Source organism: Bacillus sp. FAU18 (genome assembly GCF_056033885.1).
The window spans coordinates 2,089,036-2,109,275 of the sequence record NZ_JBVYHZ010000004.1; the positions used below are offsets into that span (position 1 = coordinate 2,089,036).

Here is a 20,240-nt window from a genome sequence, read left to right on the forward strand (position 1 = left end):
TTACAATTGCTTCAAAATCCTCGCGGGGTTTCCGCCTACAACACTATTAGCGGGTACATCCTTAGTGACAACAGATCCAGACGCAATCACTGCGTTATCACCGATTGTCACTCCCGGGTTAATCACCGCCCGGCCTCCAATCCAAACTTGATCTCCAATTGTCACAGGCTTACCGAACTCCTTCCCGGATTTCCTTTCGATCGGATCAAGAGGATGACCGGCCGTGTAGATATGTACACCTGGCGCAATCAAACAATGACGGCCGATACGCACCTCACACACATCTAAAATGACACAGTCAAAATTAACAAATGTATGATCTCCGATATGAATGTGATAGCCATAATCACAGCGAAATGTCGGCAAAATCGTGACTTGATCCCCAACCGAACCGAGCAGCTCCTTCAAAATCTCCGTCCGCACTGCATCATCTTCCGGTGTTTCGTTATATTGTCTAATCAGCTGTCTCGCTTGTTTGCGTTCTAGTGATAGTTGCTGATCTGCCGAATTGTATAATTCTCCGGCTGCCATTTTTTCTTTTTCTGTCCTCAGCATTTAAGTCACTCCATGTCAGATTGTAATCTCGATCAAATTTCCTTCATCATCCTCAATCACACTTTCATAGTAGCCGTCTCCTGTTGTCCTCGGGCCGTTTACTACTGCGAAACCATCCGCCTTCAATCGATTAGTCAGTTCGTCAACTTTCTCCCGGCTCCCAACGGAAAAGGCAATATGTGCCCAGCCTATCATTGTTTGTGAGGGCGGATCGGTCACATTCCCTTTTTTCATAATTTCCAGCCTTGCTCCGGAATCAAACGTAATAAAATAAGACTTAAAATCTTTTTTCTCATTATGATACAAATCATTCGCTTCGCCATTAAAATACGTTTCATAAAAAGATTTCATTCGCTCTAAATCATTGACCCAGACCGCTGTATGTTCAATCTGCATTTCTTCCTCCTCCTTCGCCTTCAATGAAGTTATAAGGTATGAAATGCATTTCAGTTCAAGCTTTTTTCTTAAATTTATGCTGAATTTTGATATCAGCGGGTTCATCCTGCAAAAATAGAGAAAATGCTGCGATGCCGAGCTGCTCAAGGTTCAAATCAAGCGACGGAAAACCAAGAACACGGCTGATAGAAGTATTCCCCTCGCCTATGATTTCAACATCCCAATTATTCTTTTTGGCAAATAGATGAATTCCAGCTGCCACTTCATCACTATTTGCATAAATAGCAGTCGGAACCCGCCCGCTCATATAAAAATGTTCGGCTGCCAGCTCACCATCATTCATATCGTTGCATCCGGACAGCATATGGCGGTCTTCCAACCTTCCGCAGACAGCTTTATAGGCCGCAGCTTTATCAGCCGTGCTCGGGCTCCTATCAGCTTCTCTGACACACGTAAAAGCAATATTCTCATGTCCGCGGCTCTTTAAATAGCGAAAGCTCTCTACATAAGCAGCTTTTCTGTCATTAAAAGCACAAGGGACATCAATGTCTCCGGTATCCTCACAAGCGATGATCGGCCCATATTCCTGATAAGCTAAAATGCTGTCCCAATGATTGGCGCGGGAGTAATGATGAGACCGTCTATTTTCTTCGTTCTTAACAGCTCTAAATATTTGATTTCAATATCGGGGTTATAATTGGTGGGGAGAAGGGTCGTTGCATACTCATGCTGAAAAGCCGCCTTGGTGATTCCGTTAACGATTTTATCAAAGCAGGGATGATCGCTATAAGGCAGAATCACACCGACTGTATGGGTTTTCCCGCGAATGAGATCGATTGCGCGATTTGGTGTATAATCCAATTCCTTCATGACTTGATGAACAAGCTTTCTCTTTTCTTCAGATACATACGGATGATGATTCAATACACGCGAGACAGTCGAAACAGATACATTTGCCAGTCTTGCGATCTCTTTTATATTTGCCATCTCTTTCTCCTTTTCATATAAAAAAAGCAGTAAGTGTAAAATCCTTACTGCTATCTCATCATATATTGATGATAAGTTCAACAGGACAATGGTCGGAACCCATGACGTCCGCTGATATACTGGCATCTTCAATCTGTTCCTTAAGGCTTTCAGAAACAACAAAATAATCAATCCGCCATCCGATATTTCTGTCCCGGGCGCCGGCACGATACGACCACCAGGAATAAGCGCCTTCAAGATCAGGATAAACATGACGGAAAGAGTCAACAAAGCCAGCTTCTAAGAAACGAGTGAATGCCCCTCTTTCTTGATCTGAAAATCCAGCGTTATTCCGGTTCGCCTTTGGATTTTTCAAATCAATCTCCTGATGAGCTACATTCAAATCACCGCATAAAATCACTGGTTTTTTCTGATCCAATTCAAGAATATAAGACAATAAAGCCTCTTCCCATTGCATGCGGTAATCAATCCGCTCTAATCCCCTTCTGGAATTGGGCGTGTAAACAGTCATCACAAACACGTTTTCAAATTCCAGCGTAATCACTCTGCCTTCTTGGTCATGCTCTTCTACTCCGATACCGTAGATGACCTGCAGCGGTTCTTGCTTAGAAAAAACAGCTGTGCCGGAATATCCTTTTTTCACTGCATAATTCCAGTACACATGATAGCCTTCAGGCTGGAGATCAACCTGGCCGTCCTGTATCTTCGTTTCCTGAAGACATATAATATCTGCATCCTCTTCTTTCAAATAAGAGAGGAAATCCATTTTTCTCATCACAGCCCGCAGGCCGTTTACATTCCATGAAATCAACTTCATGTTTCATCCTCCCCCCTATAAAAAAGAGCAAGAACCCGAAGGTCCTTGCTCTTTACGCATCAGCTTACTCACCGCTTACGTATGGAAGTAAAGCCATTTGACGTGCGCGTTTGATCGCTGCAGTCAATTTACGTTGGTATTTAGCGTTTGTTCCAGTTACACGACGTGGTAAAATTTTACCGCGCTCAGAAACAAACTTTTTAAGAAGATCTACATCTTTGTAGTCGATGTGCGTGATACCGTTAGAAGTGAAATAACACACTTTACGGCGTTTCGCACGACCGCCTCTGCGTCCTCCTGCCATTGTCATTTCCCTCCTTTCTTTTTCATTTTAGGCGATAATCACATTAGAATGGAAGATCATCATCCGAGATGTCAATCGGTTTGCCGTCGTTGGCAAATGGGTCATCATTAAAGCTGTTCCCCTGATTGCGTCTCTGGTTGTTTTGATTTCCCCCAAATGGATTATCATTTTGGCCTCCGCCAAAGTACTGGCCTCCGCCGCTGTTTCCTTCGTTGTATCCACCTGAACCAGAACCGCCGCCGTTTTTCGGCTCAAGAAATTGAACACTTTCAGCTTGGACCTCTGTCACGAAGACACGCTGTCCTTGCTGGTTTTCATAGTTTCTTGTTTGTAAACGGCCATCTACGCCTGCAAGGCTTCCTTTTTTCAAGAAGTTTGCAACGTTTTCGGCTTGTCTTCTCCAAGTGACACAATTAATGAAATCGGCCTCACGTTCTCCGGACTGGTTCGTAAATGTACGATTCACAGCAAGAGTAAACGTAGCAACAGCCGCACCGTTTGGCGTATAACGAAGCTCTGGGTCTTTTGTCAGTCTTCCGACTAATACAACTCGGTTAAGCATAAGAAAGACCACCTTTTACCATTATATATTTCAAAATTGCTTATTCTTCTTCTTTAACAACAATGTGGCGAATGATATCGTCACTGATCTTAGCTAGACGGTCAAATTCTTGAACTGCCGCAGCGTCAGATTGAACGTTTACGATTTGGTAGAAACCGTCGCGGAAATCGTTGATTTCGTAAGCAAGACGACGTTTACCCCAATCCTTTGTTCCAGTGATCTCCGCACCGTTAGAAGTCAGAACGTTGTTGAAACGCTCGATAACTGCTTTTTTAGACTCATCGTCAATGTTTGGGCGGATAATGTACATAACTTCGTACTTTCTCATCTGTTTGCACCTCCTTTTGGACTAAGCGGCCCATAATGGGCAAGGAGCAATAATTCTATTACTCACAATTTTATATTATACCAAAGCTCTTGTTCCTTTACAACTGCATCCTATACATTAAATCGGAAATGAATAACATCTCCGTCTTTAACCACATACTCTTTTCCTTCAAGACGGACTTTTCCTGCCTCTTTAGCTCCTGCCATGCCGCCGCCCGCAAGAAGATCCTCATAAGCAACTGTCTCAGCACGAATGAAACCCCGCTCAAAGTCACTATGAATAATTCCTGCACACTCAGGGGCTTTCATGCCTTTTTTGAATGTCCAAGCTCTGACTTCCTGTTCTCCGGCTGTGAAATATGTTGCGAGGCCGAGAAGAGAGTAAGACGCTTTGATCAGCTGATCAAGACCTGATTCTTGAATGCCCAGCTCTTCCAAGAACATTTGCTTTTCTTCGCCTTCAAGCTCAGCGATTTCAGATTCGATTTTTGCACAAACAACGATAACTTCTGCGTTTTCGCCGGCAGCGTACTCGCGAATCTTCGCTACATTTTCATTGCCAGATGGATCAGCAACTTCATCTTCACTTACGTTGGCCACGTACAAAATAGGCTTCGAAGTCAGTAAATGGAGCTGCTTCACAAGCTTTTGCTGCTCTTCAGTGAATTCTACAGATCGAGCAGGCTTTTCACTCTCAAACGCTTCTTTCAGTTTAGATAAAATCTCAAACTCAAATACAGCGTCTTTATCTTTTTGCTTCGCAAGCTTGCTGACGCGTGTAATCCGCTTTTCAACCGTTTCCATATCAGCGAGGATCAGCTCAAGGTTGATCGTTTCAATGTCATCAATCGGATCAACCTTTCCGGAAACGTGTGTAATGTTGTCATCGGAAAAAGCACGGACAACGTGGCAAATCGCGTCAACTTGGCGAATATGAGATAGGAACTTGTTGCCGAGTCCTTCTCCTTTAGATGCGCCCTTTACAATCCCTGCAATATCAGTGAATTCAAAAGCAGTCGGCACAGTCTTCTTCGGGTTGACCAGCTCAGTCAGCTTTTGCAGACGATCATCCGGTACCTCTACAATTCCCACGTTCGGATCAATTGTACAGAACGGGTAGTTGGCTGATTCGGCACCGGCCTGTGTAATTGCGTTAAATAGTGTTGATTTTCCGACGTTCGGCAAACCAACAATTCCAGCTGTTAAAGCCATTCTTTCATCTCCTCTATATAAAACCGTCATTGTATGAACGTATTTTGAACCTAGAGCAATTATAAGGAGGTTCACTGGAAAAGACAAGCTGACAAAAAAGCATTTTCAGCCTGCCAATCCCTTTGATTATGCTTTTTTCAAGCCTACTAAACAGTCAAAAAGCGTACTTCCCATTCCATTATCAGAATTTGTATCATTTGTCAGTGCATTGACTGACCCTCCAAAAGCCGCCCACATGCCTTCATCTATATTAATCGTCTTCGCATGAGCCTGCTTCATCACTTTCACCTTGCCCTTCAAGCGTCCGCGGTCATTAAAGATAACAACTTCGTCTCCATCCTGAAGATCCTGCTCAGCCGCTATATCTGGAGAAATATCGACCTGAACGTGCTGAAGCTTTTCAATAAACGGCACATGCTGTGAATGATTGGAACGCTGCGGATGAATGGATAAGAGCGTATAAGGGTACTTTCCAGCTAACTCCTCATTATGGAAAACAGATTCTTCGGGCACATTTAATTGAAGCGAGCCGCTAAATCCTTTTTGCTCAGCTAGCGACGAAGTAAATTCAAATTTTCCACTCGGCGTCAAAAACTGATAATCATTCCACGGCACCTGTTTTACTGGAAGAGGGAGGTGGCCTTTTTCTTTTAAACGCTCAAGTGTCACATCCTCTGCTTCCAATGAAGAAAGCCCCATCTCTAAAAATTCTTGAGTGCTGTATTCAAACAGCTCGCCAAACCCAAGACGTTTTGCAAGCTCTGACCAGATCCAGCTGTCCGACTTCGCTTCACCCTGCGGCTCCACAAGCTTCTTCCCGTACTGAACATAATGATGATACATACTGGAATAGTAGATATCTTCTTCTTCAAAAACAGTGGCAGTCGGCAAAACATAATCACACAGCTTTGCGGTATCCGTCATAATGGAATCAATCGCGACCGTCATTGGAACCTTTTCAAAAGCTTGTCTCACCTTATTTGTATTCGGCACCTGAGTCAGCGGATTTCCGCACGTCACAATAATCATCTCAATCGCAGGATCAGCAGCGGTCAACACTTCTTCAGCCTGTGTCATCATTGAAAAAGAACGGGATGTTGTTTTTAATTCCGGCAGCGTCAGCTTTGTTTTTGCAAAGCTCTCACCAATCTGGACATTTCCGAAATTCGCGCCGCCGCCCTTAATTCCGACATTTCCGCTTGCCGCAACAAGTGCATCAATCCATCGAATCGTTTCCCCGCCGTTTTTATATCGCTGCATGCCAAGCCCCATAAAAGTAGACACCGGACCATCAGCATACAAACCAGCCAAATACTCCAGCTCCTCCATAGAAGTTTCTGTTTTCACAATAAACTCTTCCAGAGAAACGGTCTTCAAAAGCTCTTTCACATCATCAAAACCGACAGAATGCTCAGAAATAAACGTTTCATCCGTTCTTCCCGTCTCAATCAGAACCTTCAAAACGGCTGCCGCAAGCCAGCCGTCCATTCCAGGCTTTACAGAGATATAGCGGTCGGCAAGCTTGGCAGTCGGATTGAATATCGGATCAATCACCGTAATCGTGGCGCCCTTCTTTTTCACCTGCTGCAAGTGATGGTATAAGTGCATATTTGTTCTTGATACATTTCTTCCCCACACAACAACATGCTTGCTGTTGTAAATATCAAGCGGGCCGTGCCCGTACGAACGGCCAAAATCCCAGCTTTGCGCCTCGATGCCGGAGCCCCAGCATATGCTTCCGACGATTTCAGTCACGCCGCCATATCCATTAAAAAAACGCTGATCAAGCGCTTTTAACAGACCGTTATTCGCATAATCATGGCTGTGCAAAACAGCAGTCGTCTCCGACGTTTCCTTGATTTCCCGAAGTTTGTCGGCAATTTCATCAAGTGCCTGCTCCCAAGAAATCCGCACAAACTCGCCATTTTGTTTTTTCATTGGATAGCGAAGCCGATCAGGCGAGTTTGTTTTTGTCTCAAGCATTCTGCCGCGGCCGCAGATTTTGCCTTCCGTAATCGGATGGTTGGGATCTCCGTCCACTTTTGTTACCTTTCCATCATCAACAGTCACCAAAAAGCCGCAGCTGTCCCAACAATTCAGCGGACATGCCGACTGATGCACTTTGCTCATCGCCGTCTACTCCTTACCTTCTATATGAAAAAGCATGAGTGTCGGCCTATTTATGAAGTAGGCTCCTCATGCTTGACTAGTACTTTTTTTAGTTTTCTTTCAAATTCTCTTCTCGGAATCATAACACTGTGAGAGCATCCCTCACACTTAATTCGAATATCCATTCCCATGCGTATAATTTTCCAGCTGTTCGCTCCGCATGGATGCGGTTTTTTCATTTCTACGATATCATTCAGGCCAAAGTCTTTATCCGCCAAGACCCTTCACCTCTTTTCCTAAACTGCTGTATCTATTGTACAAAAAAACTGATCATAAGAGCAATCAAGATACCCGAAAAGAAATCCATCCTCTTATTTCCATTTACTCAAAATAGGATATAAGAGCAGACAAACTAACAAATACAAATTGAGCATCCCATATATCGGATACAAGAACGCGATCAAATCAGAAAATCCGAAAGAAGTAAAAGGTACCATTAACACTAACAAAATCAACACAATCATCCATCTAGGCATATGAATAAACGCCATCAGCCGGCTGGACAGCCCCAGCAAACCAGCTACCGTCGTCGTGTAAATCGCCAGGCACAGCACCGCCGTCATACATAAAAAAAGGAAATAAGGCGCACCCTCCAGAACGGCAAACAGCGGTATTTCAAACTGAGAAAGGGAGCCCGCCAGCTCCACCAACGTTTCATTATAAACAAATGAGATCACGCCAAAAATAAGACCGCTTGCCACACTTGCGATTTTTGCTTCTCCGAGCCCTTTCATCTCTTTCCCAACAGAGGATAAAATCGCAACAACTGAAAGGATGTTTAAAGAGGTAAACGTAATGCTCGCAGGCCAGTTATACTGCTGAGACAAATCAATCGTCCACGTATGGTGATGTGTGCTCTGAAAGGAGATCAACGCATATAAAAGCCCCGCTACTAACACAGGAATCAAAATACTATTTATAGATAATATTCCTTTCACATCCCACAAAAACAAACACACTGTCACGATGCAAATCAGCGCGATTCCCCACCAGAAAGGAAGCTTGTACATTTGCAGGGTCACACCGCCTCCGGCAATCATCACCATAGTCGTCGAAAACAAATAAAAAATGATGAGGACATCATAAATTTTCGCCAGCCATGGCCCCATTAAATGCTCCAGAACCGGCAGAAAATGAGTGGATTGAACTTTAAAACTGATTTTCATCACAATATAAGACGAGAAAATGAACATAATTGTAAACAGCACAATAGCAAGTCCGCTTTCCGCCCCAAAAAACTGCCATATCTCCTGACCGCTCGCATATCCGGCCCCGATCAGGCTCCCTAATATGAGCAGCATCCACTTCATTCCGGCTCTCCACAACACTATCACCTCATAGACAAAGTTCAGCTTGTTCCCGTTATTGTTACTATATAAATAAAAGAAAGCAAACATGCCATATTTTCATAGACATTTAAATACAAGGTGGAATTATCATACGAAATACACATAAAAAAAGACTGCTAATGGAGGCAGTCTAAAAAGAGATATTTATTTGTTTGTCCGCGCGGAATGAAGAAGTGAACTTCACTCTTCACTTTTTTCTAACCATTCCTACCTATTCAAGTGTTTCATAAGCAGACCATTGCTTGATCATGATCGAGGCAATGGGGGACAATACTTGTAATTCACCCACTAACCATTCATATCATGCCCTCTACTTTTTTTAAAATCTCCGGTGCCATACACAAAGCATAAAAAATCATACTGCTGGATATACTGTAAACAACCTTACATAACTACACACACACCATAGCAATTCCGTTACCTACTATAACAAGGAAGTGAAACCCATGAATCGAAAAGGCGGGCTTTTTTCCTCTCAGGAACGAGTAAAGCAATATGTTTCACATACAGATGCTGCAGCGGCAAAACAAATCCAAACCATCCTTTCTTCATCCTTACGTAAAGCTGCCGGCAAACCAATTGTCGTGGTTTGTATCGGAACAGACCGTTCAACCGGTGACTCATTAGGCCCGCTCGTAGGAATGAAACTCAAACAGATGCAGCTCACCAGATTCCATGTCTACGGAACCTTATCTGACCCCGTCCATGCTGTGAACATGAAGGATAAAATCAATGACATTCATAAATTACATAAAAACCCATTTGTTATAGCAGTCGATGCATGCTTAGGCCGCGTTAAGAGTGTGGGTTCATTTCAAATCGGGGACGGGCCATTAAAGCCCGGAGCCGGTGTACAAAAAGACCTTCCTGAAGTGGGAGATCTTCATATTAACGGAATCGTGAATGTGAGCGGTTTCATGGAATATTTTGTATTACAAAACACTAGACTCAACTTGGTCATGAATATGGCAAATGTTCTAGCGGAAGGTTTGAGTTTAACAGATCGGACAGAGTGGAGGCAAGAACGCATTAACCCGCTGCAAAGGCTCACTGGGCGCATATAAAACAAAAACCATCTTCGTTTGAAAGATGGTTTTTTCATTTATGATTCTCGTTCAGACAAAAGCTCTAAAATCCGATCAAGGTCTTCATTAGAGAAAAATTCAATTTCGATTTTGCCTTTTTTCTTCTGTCTTTTAATATTAACTGTTGTTCCAAAATAATTTTGGAGATAGGATTCCCGTTCTTTTAGAACCGCGTCTTTCACAGGTTCTTTTTTCTTTGTTTCACGTGGAACATTTTGATTTAACTGCTGAATCAGCTGCTCAAGCTGGCGAACATTAAGCTGCTCCGCAATGACTTTTTGTACAAGCGGTTCAAGCTTATTTTTGTTTTTTAAGCCAAGAAGCGTGCGTCCATGTCCCATAGAAAGCGTACCTTCGGCAATAAGCTGCTGAATATTTTCTGGCAGTGTCAGCAGTCTTAAATGATTCGCAATATGCGGTCTGCTTTTCCCAAGACGTTTGGCAAGCTGTTCTTGCGTGAGATCTAAGTGTTTCAGCAAGGAGTCATATGCCTGAGCCTCTTCAAGCGGAGATAAATCTTCACGCTGAAGGTTTTCTAATAAAGCAATTTCCCTCATTAACGCCTCTGATAATTCACGGACAATGGCCGGCACTGTATCTAAACCTGCCAGCTTTGCCGCTCGAAAACGCCGTTCACCCGCAACAATATCATAGCCTTTTAAAGATTTTCTGACGATAAGCGGCTGAAGAATGCCATGCTGCAGCACAGATTCTTTTAGTTCAGCTAATGCCTCGTCATCAAAGTGTTTTCTTGGCTGATAAGGATTAGGGCGTAAATCGGCAATTTTAATTTCTTCAACTGTCTCTTCAGACAAATCCACCTGATTAAATAACGCATTAATCCCTTTTCCAAGGCCTTTAGCCATTCGCAGCCACTTCCTTTGCTAAATCTAAATATACTTCCGCACCTCTTGACCGCGGATCGTATAAAATGATGGGTTTTCCGTGACTCGGTGCCTCACTCAGACGGACATTACGCGGAATAACTGTCTTATATACTTTATCCCTAAAATACTTTTTAACCTCTTCAATCACTTGAATGCCAAGGTTTGTCCGTGCATCAAGCATTGTCAGCAATACACCTTCAATCATTAAATCAGTATTCAAATGCTTTTGCACAAGACGTACTGTATTTAATAATTGGCTGAGACCCTCCAAGGCATAATATTCACACTGTACAGGAATCACAACGGAATCCGAGGCAGTAAGGGCGTTAATCGTCAGCAAGCCCAATGACGGCGGACAATCAATGATAATATAATCATAATTTTGCTTTACTGCTTCAAGCGCTCTCTTCAATCTCACTTCTCTTGATATTGTAGGAACCAGCTCGATCTCAGCCCCAGCAAGCTGAATCGTCGCAGGAATCACATCCAAGTTCTCTACTGTCGTTGCTTTAATAATATCTATTACATCTGCATCATCTACTAAAATATCGTACACACACTGCTCTACATCGGCTTTTTCAATCCCTAATCCGCTTGTCGCATTTCCCTGCGGATCAATATCTACCAGCAGAACCCTTTTCCCTATGTAAGCCAAACATGCCCCAAGGTTGACAGACGTCGTTGTTTTGCCGACCCCGCCTTTTTGGTTCGTAATTGCTATGATTTTTCCCACGATGTCACCTACTTTCACATGAACATGTACTATCTTGCTTCTATTCTATCAAAAAAAGATTAAAGCGTTTCATTTTTTTCATCATTTTGTTCCGAATCAGAAGGGAAATAATTGAAAATTCAAGCACGCTTTATGCTTTCTCTTATAAATTCTGCAATTTCTATGTTTTTTTGACTTAAAAAAGGAATTTCTTAAAGAAAAAAAGAAGAAGTCACAGTACAGAACGTGGAAACAGGATGGTGAGAAAATGATTTATCAAACGAAGAGAGATGTACCCGTTACGCTGATGATTGTGTTTCTCATATTACTGATACAAGCAGATGCCATTGTTCCTTTTGTGCTGGGAAATATGAGAGTTTCCGGCTGGATCATTTTTATTCTGCTGACTCTTTTAAATGGACTCATCATTTGGAGCTTTATTGACCTGAAATATGTATTGAAGGAGCACCACCTGATCATTAAAGCCGGACTGATCAAACATCAAATTCCTTACGAAAAAATCGAAAAAGTGGTTCAAAAAAAGAAGCTGTGGTCAGGTTTTCGTCTGATCGGCTCTCGCCATGCCATCACGATATATTATCAGGGGGGATGGGGACATGCAGTGATTTCACCGCAAAAATCTGAAGAGTTTATCCACAAGCTCAAAGAAAAGAATTCTAATATAATAATATTCACTAAAAGTAAGTGATTACCTTTTATTAAAAATATAAAAAGCTCTCCTGCTTTTCAGGAGAGCTTCTATTTTGGTATGCGGATCGTTAATTGAATATATTCTTCAAATTCTTCTTCTTCCGTATTCAATTTTACACCGCTGTCTTCCACCATTGATAGTGACTGGCGAATCGTGTTCATCGCAATTCTTGTATCTCTGCTGAATGCTTTGCGTCTCGGCTTTGGCTTTCTCTGGCCTTGCTCCAGCATTTTCACCACGCGGTCTTCCGTCTGCTTTACATTTAAACTTTTCTCAATAATCTCTGTGAGCAGTGTGACTTGGAGCTCAGGCTGTTTCAGCGGAATCAGTGCTCTGGCATGGCGCTCGGTGATTTTCTTCTCCATAATCGCCTCTTGGACCGGCTGAGGCAGCTTTAATAACCGAAGCTTATTCGCGATTGTAGACTGCCCTTTTCCTAAGCGCTGTGCGAGTGCCTCCTGTGTTAAATCATGCAGCTCAAGCAGCCTAGCATAAGCATGCGCTTCCTCAATAGAAGACAGTTCTTCCCGCTGCAAGTTTTCGATTAACGCCACAGAAGCGGTTTCCGTGTCGGAAAAATCCTTAATAATTGCCGGAATCTTTTCCCACTCAAGCGATTGCACCGCTCTCCAGCGTCTTTCACCTGCAATGAGTTCGTATTGGCCTTCTTCTTCTGTATGCCTAACAACAATCGGCTGAATAATGCCGTGTGTATGAATGGTCATTGCTAACTCTTTGATTTTTTCATCTGAGAAAATGGTGCGTGGCTGAAAACGGTTGGGAACGATAGCATTTACCGGTATTTCCAGAATCTCTTCTTTGTTTGTATCATGTTCAGCAATCTCCGGCTCCTGTTCCTTCTCACCAAGCCCGAAGAAACGAGAGAATGAATGCTTCATGTACCTACACCACCTTTAAAAACTGCCATTTTTATAATTCTATTTTCTCATGGTTTTTCCTGCTGTACATCCATCAATTTTGATGAAAATATGATGGTATTGTCATATCAGGCTGTCTAAATTACCCTTCAATTGGCGATTTATTAGGAGTTCCTGGTTTTCTTGGATACTTCTTAGGTGTATTTTTTATTTTGCGTATCACCATAATATTACGATCGCTTTCTTCAATAGGCAGCTTAAAAGAATGGATATTCTCAAGTTCTCCTCCAAGCGTCGTGATTGCTTTTTTGCCTGCATTCAGTTCTTCTTCAGCTGATGCGGCTTTTAAAGCAACAAATAAACCGTTTTTCTTCACCAGAGGCAAGCAAAGCTCACTCAAAACAGATAATCTCGCAACTGCTCGCGCCGTCACAATATCATAGCTTTCACGCACGTCTTTCCGTTGCCCGAACGTTTCAGCTCTGTCATGGCAGAATGTTGTATCCTCCAATTGCAAACCCTCAGATAACTTTTCTAAAAACGTGATCCGTTTATTCAGTGAATCCACGATTGTGACATTGAGGTGCGGAAAGCATATTTTTATCGGCAGACTTGGAAAACCCGCTCCCGCTCCAACATCACAAATCGTGTTCACCTGATTGAAGTCGACATAAAAAGCAGCTGTAATGGAATCATAAAAATGCTTTAAATACACTTCTTTTTTCTCTGTTATTGAAGTCAGATTGATTTTTTCGTTCCATTCAACCAGCATGTCGTAATACAGCTCAAATTGCTCCAGCTGACGGGGAGAAAGGGAGATCCCTTTTTCCGCCAAACCAGAAGTGAATTCTTCAATATTCATGCCGTCATCCTTTCTATTCGGCTATCTTCGCAATGCGTCCCTGCTCTAAATACACCAATAGAATTGAAATGTCCGCCGGGTTTACACCGGAAATGCGGGAAGCTTGGGCAACAGACAAAGGCCGTACATTTTTCAGTTTTTGACGCGCCTCGGTCGCAATCCCCTTAATTGCGTCATAATCAATGCGATCTGGAATTTTTTTATTTTCCATCTTCTTCAGTTTTTCCACTTGTTGAAGAGATTTTTCAATATATCCTTCATATTTCACTTGGATTTCTACTTGTTCTGCCACGTCTTGAGGAACCGGCACTTCTGGCGGCGCCAGTTTTGTGACTGTTTCATAGTTCATTTCAGGACGCTTCATCAAGTCTGTGCCGCGAACTCCGTCTTTCAATTCGCTTCCGCCAAGAGAACGGATATATTCTTGATTTTCCGGAGACGGCTTGATAATTACAGAATGAAGACGTTTTTTCTCCGCTTCGATCGCCGCTTTTTTCTTCTCAAAAGCCGCATAGCGCTCATCAGAAATCAATCCAATGCGGTGTCCGATTTCTGTCAGACGCAAATCAGCATTGTCGTGGCGAAGCAGCAATCTGTATTCAGCACGTGATGTCAAAAGACGATATGGCTCATTGGTTCCTTTTGTCACAAGATCATCAATCAGAACACCAATGTAAGCGTCAGAACGGCTTAAAATCACTTCTTCTTTTCCAAGCGCTTTTCGTCCTGCATTGATTCCTGCCATAATGCCTTGTCCCGCAGCTTCTTCATAACCGGATGTTCCGTTAATTTGGCCTGCAGTGTAAAGGTTTGTTATTTTTTTTGTTTCAAGTGTCGGCCAGAGCTGTGTCGGTACGATTGCATCATACTCGATCGCATAGCCGGCTCTCATCATTTGTACGTTTTCAAGTCCAGGAATCGTTGCAAGCATTCTTTGCTGTACGTCTTCTGGAAGACTTGTAGATAAACCTTGGACATAGACTTCCTGTGTATTTCTGCCTTCCGGCTCAAGGAAGATTTGGTGACGCGGTTTATCATTAAAACGGACAACTTTATCTTCAATGGATGGGCAGTATCTTGGGCCCGTACCTTTGATCATACCGGAATACATCGGTGAACGGTGAAGGTTGCTGTCAATAATCTCATGTGTCTCAGGGCTTGTATATGTCAGCCAGCAAGGGAGCTGATCTGTGATATATTCCACTGTTTCATATGAGAAAGCGCGAGGGACATCGTCACCAGGCTGAATTTCCGTTTTGCTGTAATCAATCGTGTCGCTTTTAACGCGAGGCGGCGTACCTGTTTTAAAACGAACAAGGTCAAAACCAAGTTCCTCCAAATGCTCAGAAAGCTTAATAGAAGGCTGCTGGTTATTCGGGCCGCTTGAGTAAGACAGATCGCCAAGAATGATACGTCCTCTTAAATATGTCCCTGTCGTCATGACAACTGCTTTCGCACGATAATGTGCGCCGGTTTGTGTAATAACGCCTCGGCATTCGCCGTCTTCAACGATCAGCCGCTCCACAATTCCTTGCAGCAATGTTAAGTTTGGTTCTTTTTCAAGCGTATTTTTCATTTCGTGCTGATATTGGAATTTGTCTGCTTGCGCACGCAATGCACGAACCGCAGGACCTTTTCCTGTATTCAGCATTCTCATTTGAATATGCGTTTTATCGATGTTTCTTCCCATTTCTCCGCCGAGCGCGTCAATTTCACGGACGACAATCCCTTTTGCGGGGCCGCCGACAGACGGATTACATGGCATAAATGCAACCATATCTAGGTTGATGGTCAAGACAAGCGTTTTGGCGCCTTGGCGTGCAGATGCGAGGGCAGCCTCAACACCGGCATGCCCGGCGCCAATCACAATCACATCGTATTGGCCTGCTTCATACCCCATGATTCTAGTTCCTCCTTTTATTATTTTCCTAAACAGAATTGTGAAAAGAGCTGATCAATTAAGCTTTCGTGGACAGACTCTCCAATGATTTCCCCTAAAAGCTCCCAGCATCTTGTAAGGTCAATTTGCACCATGTCGATCGGGACATCCTGTTCGATGCCGCTAAGCGCATCTTCAATGGCGCGTTTTGCTTGCTGTAAAATAGAGATGTGACGCGTGTTGCTGACATAAGTCAGATCCCCACTTTCAATGGCACCCGTGTAGAACAGCGATTGAATCGCTTCTTCCAGATCATTGATGCCTTCCTCTTTTAAAAGAGATGTCGTAACAACTGGACGTCCATTGGCAAGCTCACGGACACGTTCAGTGTCAATCTTCGCCTCAAGGTCAGTCTTATTCAAAATCACGATAACATCCATGCCCTCAACGGCTTCAAAAAGCTTCACGTCTTCTTCAGAAAGCTCTTCACTATAATTAAGCACAAGTAAAATCAGGTCCGCTTCTTTTAGAACCTGGCGAGAACGTTCAACACCGATTCGCTCAACAATATCCTCGGTTTCACGAATACCTGCTGTATCAACCAGACGAAGCGGGACGCCCCTTACATTTACGTATTCCTCAATTACATCCCGTGTCGTTCCGGGAATATCGGTTACAATGGCTTTTGCCTCATGAACGAGGCTGTTCAGAAGAGATGATTTCCCTACGTTTGGCCGGCCAATAATGACGGTAGAAAGACCTTCACGTAAGATTTTTCCTTGCTCAGAAGTCCTCAGCAGCGCCTCAATTTCCTTTTTCACGGCGGTTGCCTTTTCAACTAAAATCTGATGCGTCATTTCCTCTACATCATCATACTCCGGATAATCGATATTCACCTCAACATGGGCCAGTGTTTCTAAAATCTCACTGCGCAAACGGCGCACCAAAGCAGAAAGACGCCCTTCCATTTGATTCATAGCAACGTTCATTGCCCGGTCCGTTTTTGCTCTGATTAAGTCCATAACTGCTTCCGCCTGTGAAAGATCGATTCGACCGTTTAAAAACGCACGTTTCGTAAATTCACCAGGCTCTGCCAGTCTCGCTCCCTCTCTCAATGCAAGCTGAAGCACTTGGTTCACAGTCACAATTCCCCCGTGACAGTTAATCTCAATGACATCTTCTCGTGTAAAAGTTCTCGGCGCTTTTAACACTGATACCATTACTTCCTCAACGACACGATCCGAAGGTCTGTCTACGATATGACCATAATGAATCGTATGTGATTCGACCGAGCTGAGTGTTTTCCCCTTCGGTCCCTTATAAATTTTATCTGCGATTTGAATGGCTTCTGGTCCGCTCAACCGTACAATCGCAATCGCGCCTTCTCCCATCGGTGTGGAAATTGCCGCAATTGTATCCATGTTGTTCACCTCTCTTTACTTATACTTCATCTATATAAAAAAATTTTTATTATGCCAAAACTAAAAGATAACATAGTTTGGTTCGAAGTGGAAGATTTGTTATCCACAGAAATAGAAATTCGTCCCTTATTACTTTAACTTATCCACATGTGAATAACAATTAATTTTATTTCCTGAACTTCCTTTTTATCAACAGGATACACCTAAAAAGAAAAAACTTAAACGGCAAAACCTTGATATTACTAGGAAAAGTAGATTTTTCGGATACAAAAAAACCGAAATCCAATTTTTATCGGACTTCGGTTTTATGCTATCTTTTATGGGAAATAACGAGATGACGATTTTCGCCTTCACCCATTGAATATGTTTTGATCTGGTGGTTTGCATATCCAGAAAGAGTATCGTGAATGATTTTTCTTTCACTGGATGGCATAGGTTCGAGCTGAACTGCTTTTTTCGTTTTCAAAACCTGGTCTGCAAGCTTGATGGCCAGCTGGCTCAGGGTTTCTTTTCTTTTCAAACGATAGTTTTCTGCATCCACCGTCACATTTTTATATTGGCCTGGATAACGGTTAAGGGCAAGCTGTGTCAAAGTTTCAAGGGCGTTTAAGGTTTGTCCTCTTTTCCCAATTAACAAAGCTGCCTTTTCACCTGTTATATGATATCTCACTGTCTTTTTGCTTTCTTGAACAGTCACATCAGACTTCCCGGCAATGGCTTCGGCGATCGTTTGAAGATATAACTTCGCTTGCTGAATCGGATCAATCTTTTCAACCAGCTTTACGATCGCAGGCTTTTTACCGAAAATACCGAGAAATCCTTTGTTTCCCTCTTCAATAACAGTAATTTCTACCTTATCCTTCGTTAATCCCAGCTCTTGCAATCCGGACTGTACTGCTTCATCGACATTTCGCCCTGCAGCAGTCACATTCCTCACTTTTTCTTTCCTCCGGCTTTTTGCGGCTCAGGATTTTTTTTAATATCAGGTCCTTTAATGAGGAAAGTTTGCGCAATCATAAATAAGTTACCGACTACCCAATAAAGAGAAAGAGCCGCCGGGAAGTTGATCGCAAATACGATAATCATAATTGGCATAATCCAAAGCATCATCGCCATTTGCGGATTTTGCTGCGCATTGCCCGCCATCATCAGTTTTTGCTGAACAAATGTAGCGACACCGGCAACGATAGGAAGAATATAGTAAGGATCTTTTTCTCCTAAGTCAAACCATAAGAAGCTATGCTCTGAAATCGCCTGGGTTCTCATGATCGCATGATAGAATCCAATTAAAATCGGCATCTGGATCAAAATCGGGAAACATCCCGCCAATGGATTGACACCATGCTTTTGGAATAAAGCCATTGTTTCCTGCTGAAGCTTTTGCTGCGTTTTTTGATCCTTTGAGCTGTATTTTTCTTTAAGCTTTTGCATTTCCGGCTGTAAAGCCTGCATCGCTTTCGAACTTCTCAGCTGCTTAATCATCAGCGGTAAAATTAATAAACGAATTAAAATGGTAACTAGAATAATTGAAAGCCCGTAGTTATCTCCCGTCAATTTCGCTACATACGTAATGAGCTCAGACAATGGATATACTACGTACTTGTCCCAGAAATGCGGACTATCTGCAGTGATCGGCTCTTTCACACTCGAGCATCCAGCCAAAAGCATGAATACGCCAACCATACTTAATAGCAACCCTATTCTCCTTTTCAACAACATTTCCTCCTATAATTAATCTTTACACTCTTTTATTGCAAAGCATACTTGTATGTATTTTAGCATCTTTCAGTTTTAAATGGTGTCTTTTTCTGATCAACCAGAAAGGAAGCGCTTTTAAAAGTTGTAAGAAAGCAGTGGTGATGCCTACTTTGACGAAGATTTCTTATATAATGAAGACTTTCTGAATAGATGCTGCAGACTTTTTTTCGTTTCCTCATATGTCAGCTGGCTCGCCGGTTTTCTGGCAATAATGATGTAATCCTTTTCCTTCAGTCTCTCTTTCTCTTCAAGAAAGGCCTGCCGAATCAAACGTTTGATCCGGTTTCGCATCACAGCATTGCCAATTTTTTTGCTGACGGAAAGCCCGACACGCAGTTCATCATTTTCAGGCTGATCAAGCGTATATAAGACAAACTGGCGGTTTGCAACTGATGTCCCATGTTTAAACACTTTTTGAAAATCTTCATTTTTCTTTAAACGATTTCGCTTCTTCAAATGACTCACTCCGATACTGGCTGGCAGAAACTTTTAAAATTTATTATGAACATGAGATGCATCTGAACCAGGAAGCATGCCCCGGTTCATTACGCATCACATCTATCTTTTCCCATAACGTGAAAAAAGACCACTGACATTATTCAGTGGCCTAAGCTGATAATACTTTTCTGCCTTTGCGGCGACGGCGTGCTAAAACTAGACGACCGTTTTTTGAACTCATACGGCTTCTGAAGCCATGAACTTTGCTGCGTTTACGGTTATTCGGTTGGAATGTTCTTTTCATTTATGACACCTCCCTCGAGGAATAGCTGTTAAAGACAGTCTTACTTATTATATTTGCGTTACCTATTCATTGTCAACTTCACTAGTGCTTTTATTTCTTGCAACCATAATAGGATACCATACCTTTTCAACTTTCGAAACCTTATTTTTTAGATTCCTTAATTTTACGGAAAAAAGACAAATCCAAACAATTTGCCCCTGAAATCACGCATGTGGATATCTTTTTCGTCTTTTTTTAGTATCCACAGAGGTTATCGACAACATTTTCACATTACCAACCCCTGTGGACAAGGTTTTTTCAACAGGTTGTCCGCTTTGTGGATAAGATTGTGACAACCATTGCAAGCTCTCGTTTATTTTGGTATTATATTTGTGTTTTAACTCTTGATTACTAATCCTACCTTTCCTCTTTATCCACAAAGTGTGGATAAGTTGTGGATTGATTTCGCACAGCTTGTGTAGAAGGTTGTCCACAAGTTGTGAAATTTGTCGAAAAGCTATTTATCTACTATATTATATGTTTTCAACATTTAATGTGTACGAATGGTAAGCGCCATTTGCTCTTTTTTTGTGTTCTATAACAGAGAAAGACGCCATTTTCTAAGAAAAGGAGGGACGTGCCGGAAG

General features: G+C 42.6%; 22 protein-coding genes and 1 pseudogene. 2 read left to right on the forward strand and 21 right to left on the reverse strand.

Annotation, left to right across the window (positions count from 1 at the left end; translation table 11 throughout):
• The 11 genes and pseudogenes from AC0OMU_RS21800 to AC0OMU_RS21850 form a co-directional block, all read right to left on the reverse strand.
• Window positions 1–555: a sugar O-acetyltransferase gene (locus tag AC0OMU_RS21800; protein WP_474241563.1), complete on the reverse strand. Its 555-nt coding sequence runs from the start codon at window positions 553–555 to the stop codon at window positions 1–3.
• Window positions 556–570: 15 nt separating this feature from the next.
• On the reverse strand, window positions 571–951 hold the full coding sequence (locus tag AC0OMU_RS21805; protein ID WP_015483980.1) for a VOC family protein: 381 nt from the start codon (window positions 949–951) through the stop codon (window positions 571–573).
• Window positions 952–1,006: 55 nt separating this feature from the next.
• Window positions 1,007–1,938, reverse strand: a pseudogene (gene ccpB / locus AC0OMU_RS21810) (transcriptional regulator CcpB).
• A 58-nt stretch (window positions 1,939–1,996) separates the two neighbouring features.
• On the reverse strand, window positions 1,997–2,755 hold the full coding sequence (gene xth, locus AC0OMU_RS21815) for an exodeoxyribonuclease III (RefSeq protein ID WP_064671669.1): 759 nt from the start codon (window positions 2,753–2,755) through the stop codon (window positions 1,997–1,999).
• Between the two features lie 64 nt (window positions 2,756–2,819).
• Window positions 2,820–3,059, reverse strand: coding sequence for a 30S ribosomal protein S18 (rpsR, locus tag AC0OMU_RS21820; RefSeq protein WP_003219224.1), 240 nt, complete (start codon window positions 3,057–3,059; stop codon window positions 2,820–2,822).
• Between the two features lie 43 nt (window positions 3,060–3,102).
• A complete protein-coding gene (gene ssbA / locus AC0OMU_RS21825; RefSeq protein ID WP_003219228.1) occupies window positions 3,103–3,621 on the reverse strand; it encodes a single-stranded DNA-binding protein SsbA in 519 nt (172 codons plus the stop codon).
• A gap of 40 nt (window positions 3,622–3,661) precedes the next feature.
• Entirely contained in the window at window positions 3,662–3,949 is a 288-nt protein-coding gene (rpsF, locus tag AC0OMU_RS21830) for a 30S ribosomal protein S6 (RefSeq protein ID WP_003236622.1), read from the reverse strand.
• A gap of 110 nt (window positions 3,950–4,059) precedes the next feature.
• Complete coding sequence (ychF, locus tag AC0OMU_RS21835) at window positions 4,060–5,160, reverse strand: redox-regulated ATPase YchF (protein WP_015483981.1); 1,101 nt, start codon at window positions 5,158–5,160, stop codon at window positions 4,060–4,062.
• Between the two features lie 126 nt (window positions 5,161–5,286).
• Window positions 5,287–7,290 carry a molybdopterin-dependent oxidoreductase gene (locus AC0OMU_RS21840; RefSeq protein ID WP_474241564.1) on the reverse strand — a complete coding sequence of 668 codons (2,004 nt, stop codon included), beginning with the start codon at window positions 7,288–7,290 and terminating at the stop codon, window positions 5,287–5,289.
• A 50-nt stretch (window positions 7,291–7,340) separates the two neighbouring features.
• The gene (locus tag AC0OMU_RS21845; RefSeq protein ID WP_003226838.1) at window positions 7,341–7,547 is read right to left on the reverse strand and encodes a DUF951 domain-containing protein; all 207 of its coding nucleotides are present in this window, start codon (window positions 7,545–7,547) and stop codon (window positions 7,341–7,343) included.
• A 93-nt stretch (window positions 7,548–7,640) separates the two neighbouring features.
• Window positions 7,641–8,657 carry a YkvI family membrane protein gene (locus tag AC0OMU_RS21850; protein WP_080109064.1) on the reverse strand — a complete coding sequence of 339 codons (1,017 nt, stop codon included), beginning with the start codon at window positions 8,655–8,657 and terminating at the stop codon, window positions 7,641–7,643.
• A 467-nt stretch (window positions 8,658–9,124) separates the two neighbouring features.
• Between AC0OMU_RS21850 and yyaC the strand changes: the two genes are divergently transcribed.
• Entirely contained in the window at window positions 9,125–9,742 is a 618-nt protein-coding gene (gene yyaC / locus AC0OMU_RS21855; protein WP_003226834.1) for a spore protease YyaC, read from the forward strand.
• Between the two features lie 38 nt (window positions 9,743–9,780).
• Here yyaC and spo0J read toward each other — a convergent pair whose 3' ends face one another.
• Window positions 9,781–10,629 carry a stage 0 sporulation protein Spo0J gene (gene spo0J, locus AC0OMU_RS21860; protein ID WP_003226832.1) on the reverse strand — a complete coding sequence of 283 codons (849 nt, stop codon included), beginning with the start codon at window positions 10,627–10,629 and terminating at the stop codon, window positions 9,781–9,783.
• Window positions 10,622–11,383 (reverse strand): sporulation initiation inhibitor protein Soj, encoded by a 762-nt coding sequence (gene soj / locus AC0OMU_RS21865; protein WP_003219244.1) that lies wholly within the window; start codon window positions 11,381–11,383, stop codon window positions 10,622–10,624. Before soj ends, spo0J begins: the two co-directional genes overlap by 8 nt.
• A gap of 247 nt (window positions 11,384–11,630) precedes the next feature.
• On the opposite strand from soj, the gene AC0OMU_RS21870 reads away from it, so the two are divergent.
• On the forward strand, window positions 11,631–12,071 hold the full coding sequence (locus AC0OMU_RS21870; RefSeq protein ID WP_181220381.1) for a PH domain-containing protein: 441 nt from the start codon (window positions 11,631–11,633) through the stop codon (window positions 12,069–12,071).
• Between the two features lie 50 nt (window positions 12,072–12,121).
• On the opposite strand, the gene noc is transcribed toward AC0OMU_RS21870, so the two are convergent.
• From noc to rpmH, 8 genes are all read right to left on the reverse strand, one after another.
• Entirely contained in the window at window positions 12,122–12,973 is an 852-nt protein-coding gene (gene noc, locus AC0OMU_RS21875) for a nucleoid occlusion protein (protein ID WP_003226829.1), read from the reverse strand.
• A 121-nt stretch (window positions 12,974–13,094) separates the two neighbouring features.
• Window positions 13,095–13,814, reverse strand: a complete 720-nt coding sequence (gene rsmG / locus AC0OMU_RS21880) for a 16S rRNA (guanine(527)-N(7))-methyltransferase RsmG (RefSeq protein WP_474241567.1) — start codon at window positions 13,812–13,814, stop codon at window positions 13,095–13,097.
• Window positions 13,815–13,827: 13 nt separating this feature from the next.
• The gene (mnmG, locus tag AC0OMU_RS21885; RefSeq protein WP_003226825.1) at window positions 13,828–15,714 is read right to left on the reverse strand and encodes a tRNA uridine-5-carboxymethylaminomethyl(34) synthesis enzyme MnmG; all 1,887 of its coding nucleotides are present in this window, start codon (window positions 15,712–15,714) and stop codon (window positions 13,828–13,830) included.
• Window positions 15,715–15,734: 20 nt separating this feature from the next.
• A complete protein-coding gene (gene mnmE / locus AC0OMU_RS21890; protein ID WP_474241569.1) occupies window positions 15,735–17,114 on the reverse strand; it encodes a tRNA uridine-5-carboxymethylaminomethyl(34) synthesis GTPase MnmE in 1,380 nt (459 codons plus the stop codon).
• A gap of 310 nt (window positions 17,115–17,424) precedes the next feature.
• Window positions 17,425–18,051: an RNA-binding cell elongation regulator Jag/EloR gene (jag, locus tag AC0OMU_RS21895; RefSeq protein ID WP_015483983.1), complete on the reverse strand. Its 627-nt coding sequence runs from the start codon at window positions 18,049–18,051 to the stop codon at window positions 17,425–17,427.
• Window positions 18,048–18,833, reverse strand: coding sequence for a YidC family membrane integrase SpoIIIJ (gene spoIIIJ, locus AC0OMU_RS21900; RefSeq protein ID WP_010886648.1), 786 nt, complete (start codon window positions 18,831–18,833; stop codon window positions 18,048–18,050). Before spoIIIJ ends, jag begins: the two co-directional genes overlap by 4 nt.
• Window positions 18,834–18,977: 144 nt before the next feature.
• Window positions 18,978–19,328 (reverse strand): ribonuclease P protein component, encoded by a 351-nt coding sequence (rnpA, locus tag AC0OMU_RS21905; protein ID WP_003242628.1) that lies wholly within the window; start codon window positions 19,326–19,328, stop codon window positions 18,978–18,980.
• Between the two features lie 151 nt (window positions 19,329–19,479).
• Complete coding sequence (gene rpmH / locus AC0OMU_RS21910) at window positions 19,480–19,614, reverse strand: 50S ribosomal protein L34 (protein WP_003178075.1); 135 nt, start codon at window positions 19,612–19,614, stop codon at window positions 19,480–19,482.
• Window positions 19,615–20,240: the final 626 nt, after the last annotated feature.

What these genes read in the sequence shown, in the direction of transcription:
- ychF (WP_015483981.1), bottom strand. Translation starts at nt 5,160, where the DNA reads ATGGCTTTAACAGCTGGAATTGTTGGTTTGCCGAACGTCGGAAAATCA.
- spo0J (WP_003226832.1), bottom strand. Translation starts at nt 10,629, where the DNA reads ATGGCTAAAGGCCTTGGAAAAGGGATTAATGCGTTATTTAATCAGGTG.
- rpmH (WP_003178075.1), bottom strand. Translation starts at nt 19,614, where the DNA reads ATGAAAAGAACATTCCAACCGAATAACCGTAAACGCAGCAAAGTTCAT.
- AC0OMU_RS21840 (WP_474241564.1), bottom strand. Translation starts at nt 7,290, where the DNA reads ATGAGCAAAGTGCATCAGTCGGCATGTCCGCTGAATTGTTGGGACAGC.
- noc (WP_003226829.1), bottom strand. Translation starts at nt 12,973, where the DNA reads ATGAAGCATTCATTCTCTCGTTTCTTCGGGCTTGGTGAGAAGGAACAG.
- xth (WP_064671669.1), bottom strand. Translation starts at nt 2,755, where the DNA reads ATGAAGTTGATTTCATGGAATGTAAACGGCCTGCGGGCTGTGATGAGA.
- rpsF (WP_003236622.1), bottom strand. Translation starts at nt 3,949, where the DNA reads ATGAGAAAGTACGAAGTTATGTACATTATCCGCCCAAACATTGACGAT.
- AC0OMU_RS21870 (WP_181220381.1), top strand. Translation starts at nt 11,631, where the DNA reads ATGATTTATCAAACGAAGAGAGATGTACCCGTTACGCTGATGATTGTG.
- rpsR (WP_003219224.1), bottom strand. Translation starts at nt 3,059, where the DNA reads ATGGCAGGAGGACGCAGAGGCGGTCGTGCGAAACGCCGTAAAGTGTGT.
- spoIIIJ (WP_010886648.1), bottom strand. Translation starts at nt 18,833, where the DNA reads ATGTTGTTGAAAAGGAGAATAGGGTTGCTATTAAGTATGGTTGGCGTA.
- rsmG (WP_474241567.1), bottom strand. Translation starts at nt 13,814, where the DNA reads ATGAATATTGAAGAATTCACTTCTGGTTTGGCGGAAAAAGGGATCTCC.
- yyaC (WP_003226834.1), top strand. Translation starts at nt 9,125, where the DNA reads ATGAATCGAAAAGGCGGGCTTTTTTCCTCTCAGGAACGAGTAAAGCAA.
- AC0OMU_RS21805 (WP_015483980.1), bottom strand. Translation starts at nt 951, where the DNA reads ATGCAGATTGAACATACAGCGGTCTGGGTCAATGATTTAGAGCGAATG.
- mnmE (WP_474241569.1), bottom strand. Translation starts at nt 17,114, where the DNA reads ATGGATACAATTGCGGCAATTTCCACACCGATGGGAGAAGGCGCGATT.
- ssbA (WP_003219228.1), bottom strand. Translation starts at nt 3,621, where the DNA reads ATGCTTAACCGAGTTGTATTAGTCGGAAGACTGACAAAAGACCCAGAG.
- AC0OMU_RS21800 (WP_474241563.1), bottom strand. Translation starts at nt 555, where the DNA reads ATGCTGAGGACAGAAAAAGAAAAAATGGCAGCCGGAGAATTATACAAT.
- mnmG (WP_003226825.1), bottom strand. Translation starts at nt 15,714, where the DNA reads ATGGGGTATGAAGCAGGCCAATACGATGTGATTGTGATTGGCGCCGGG.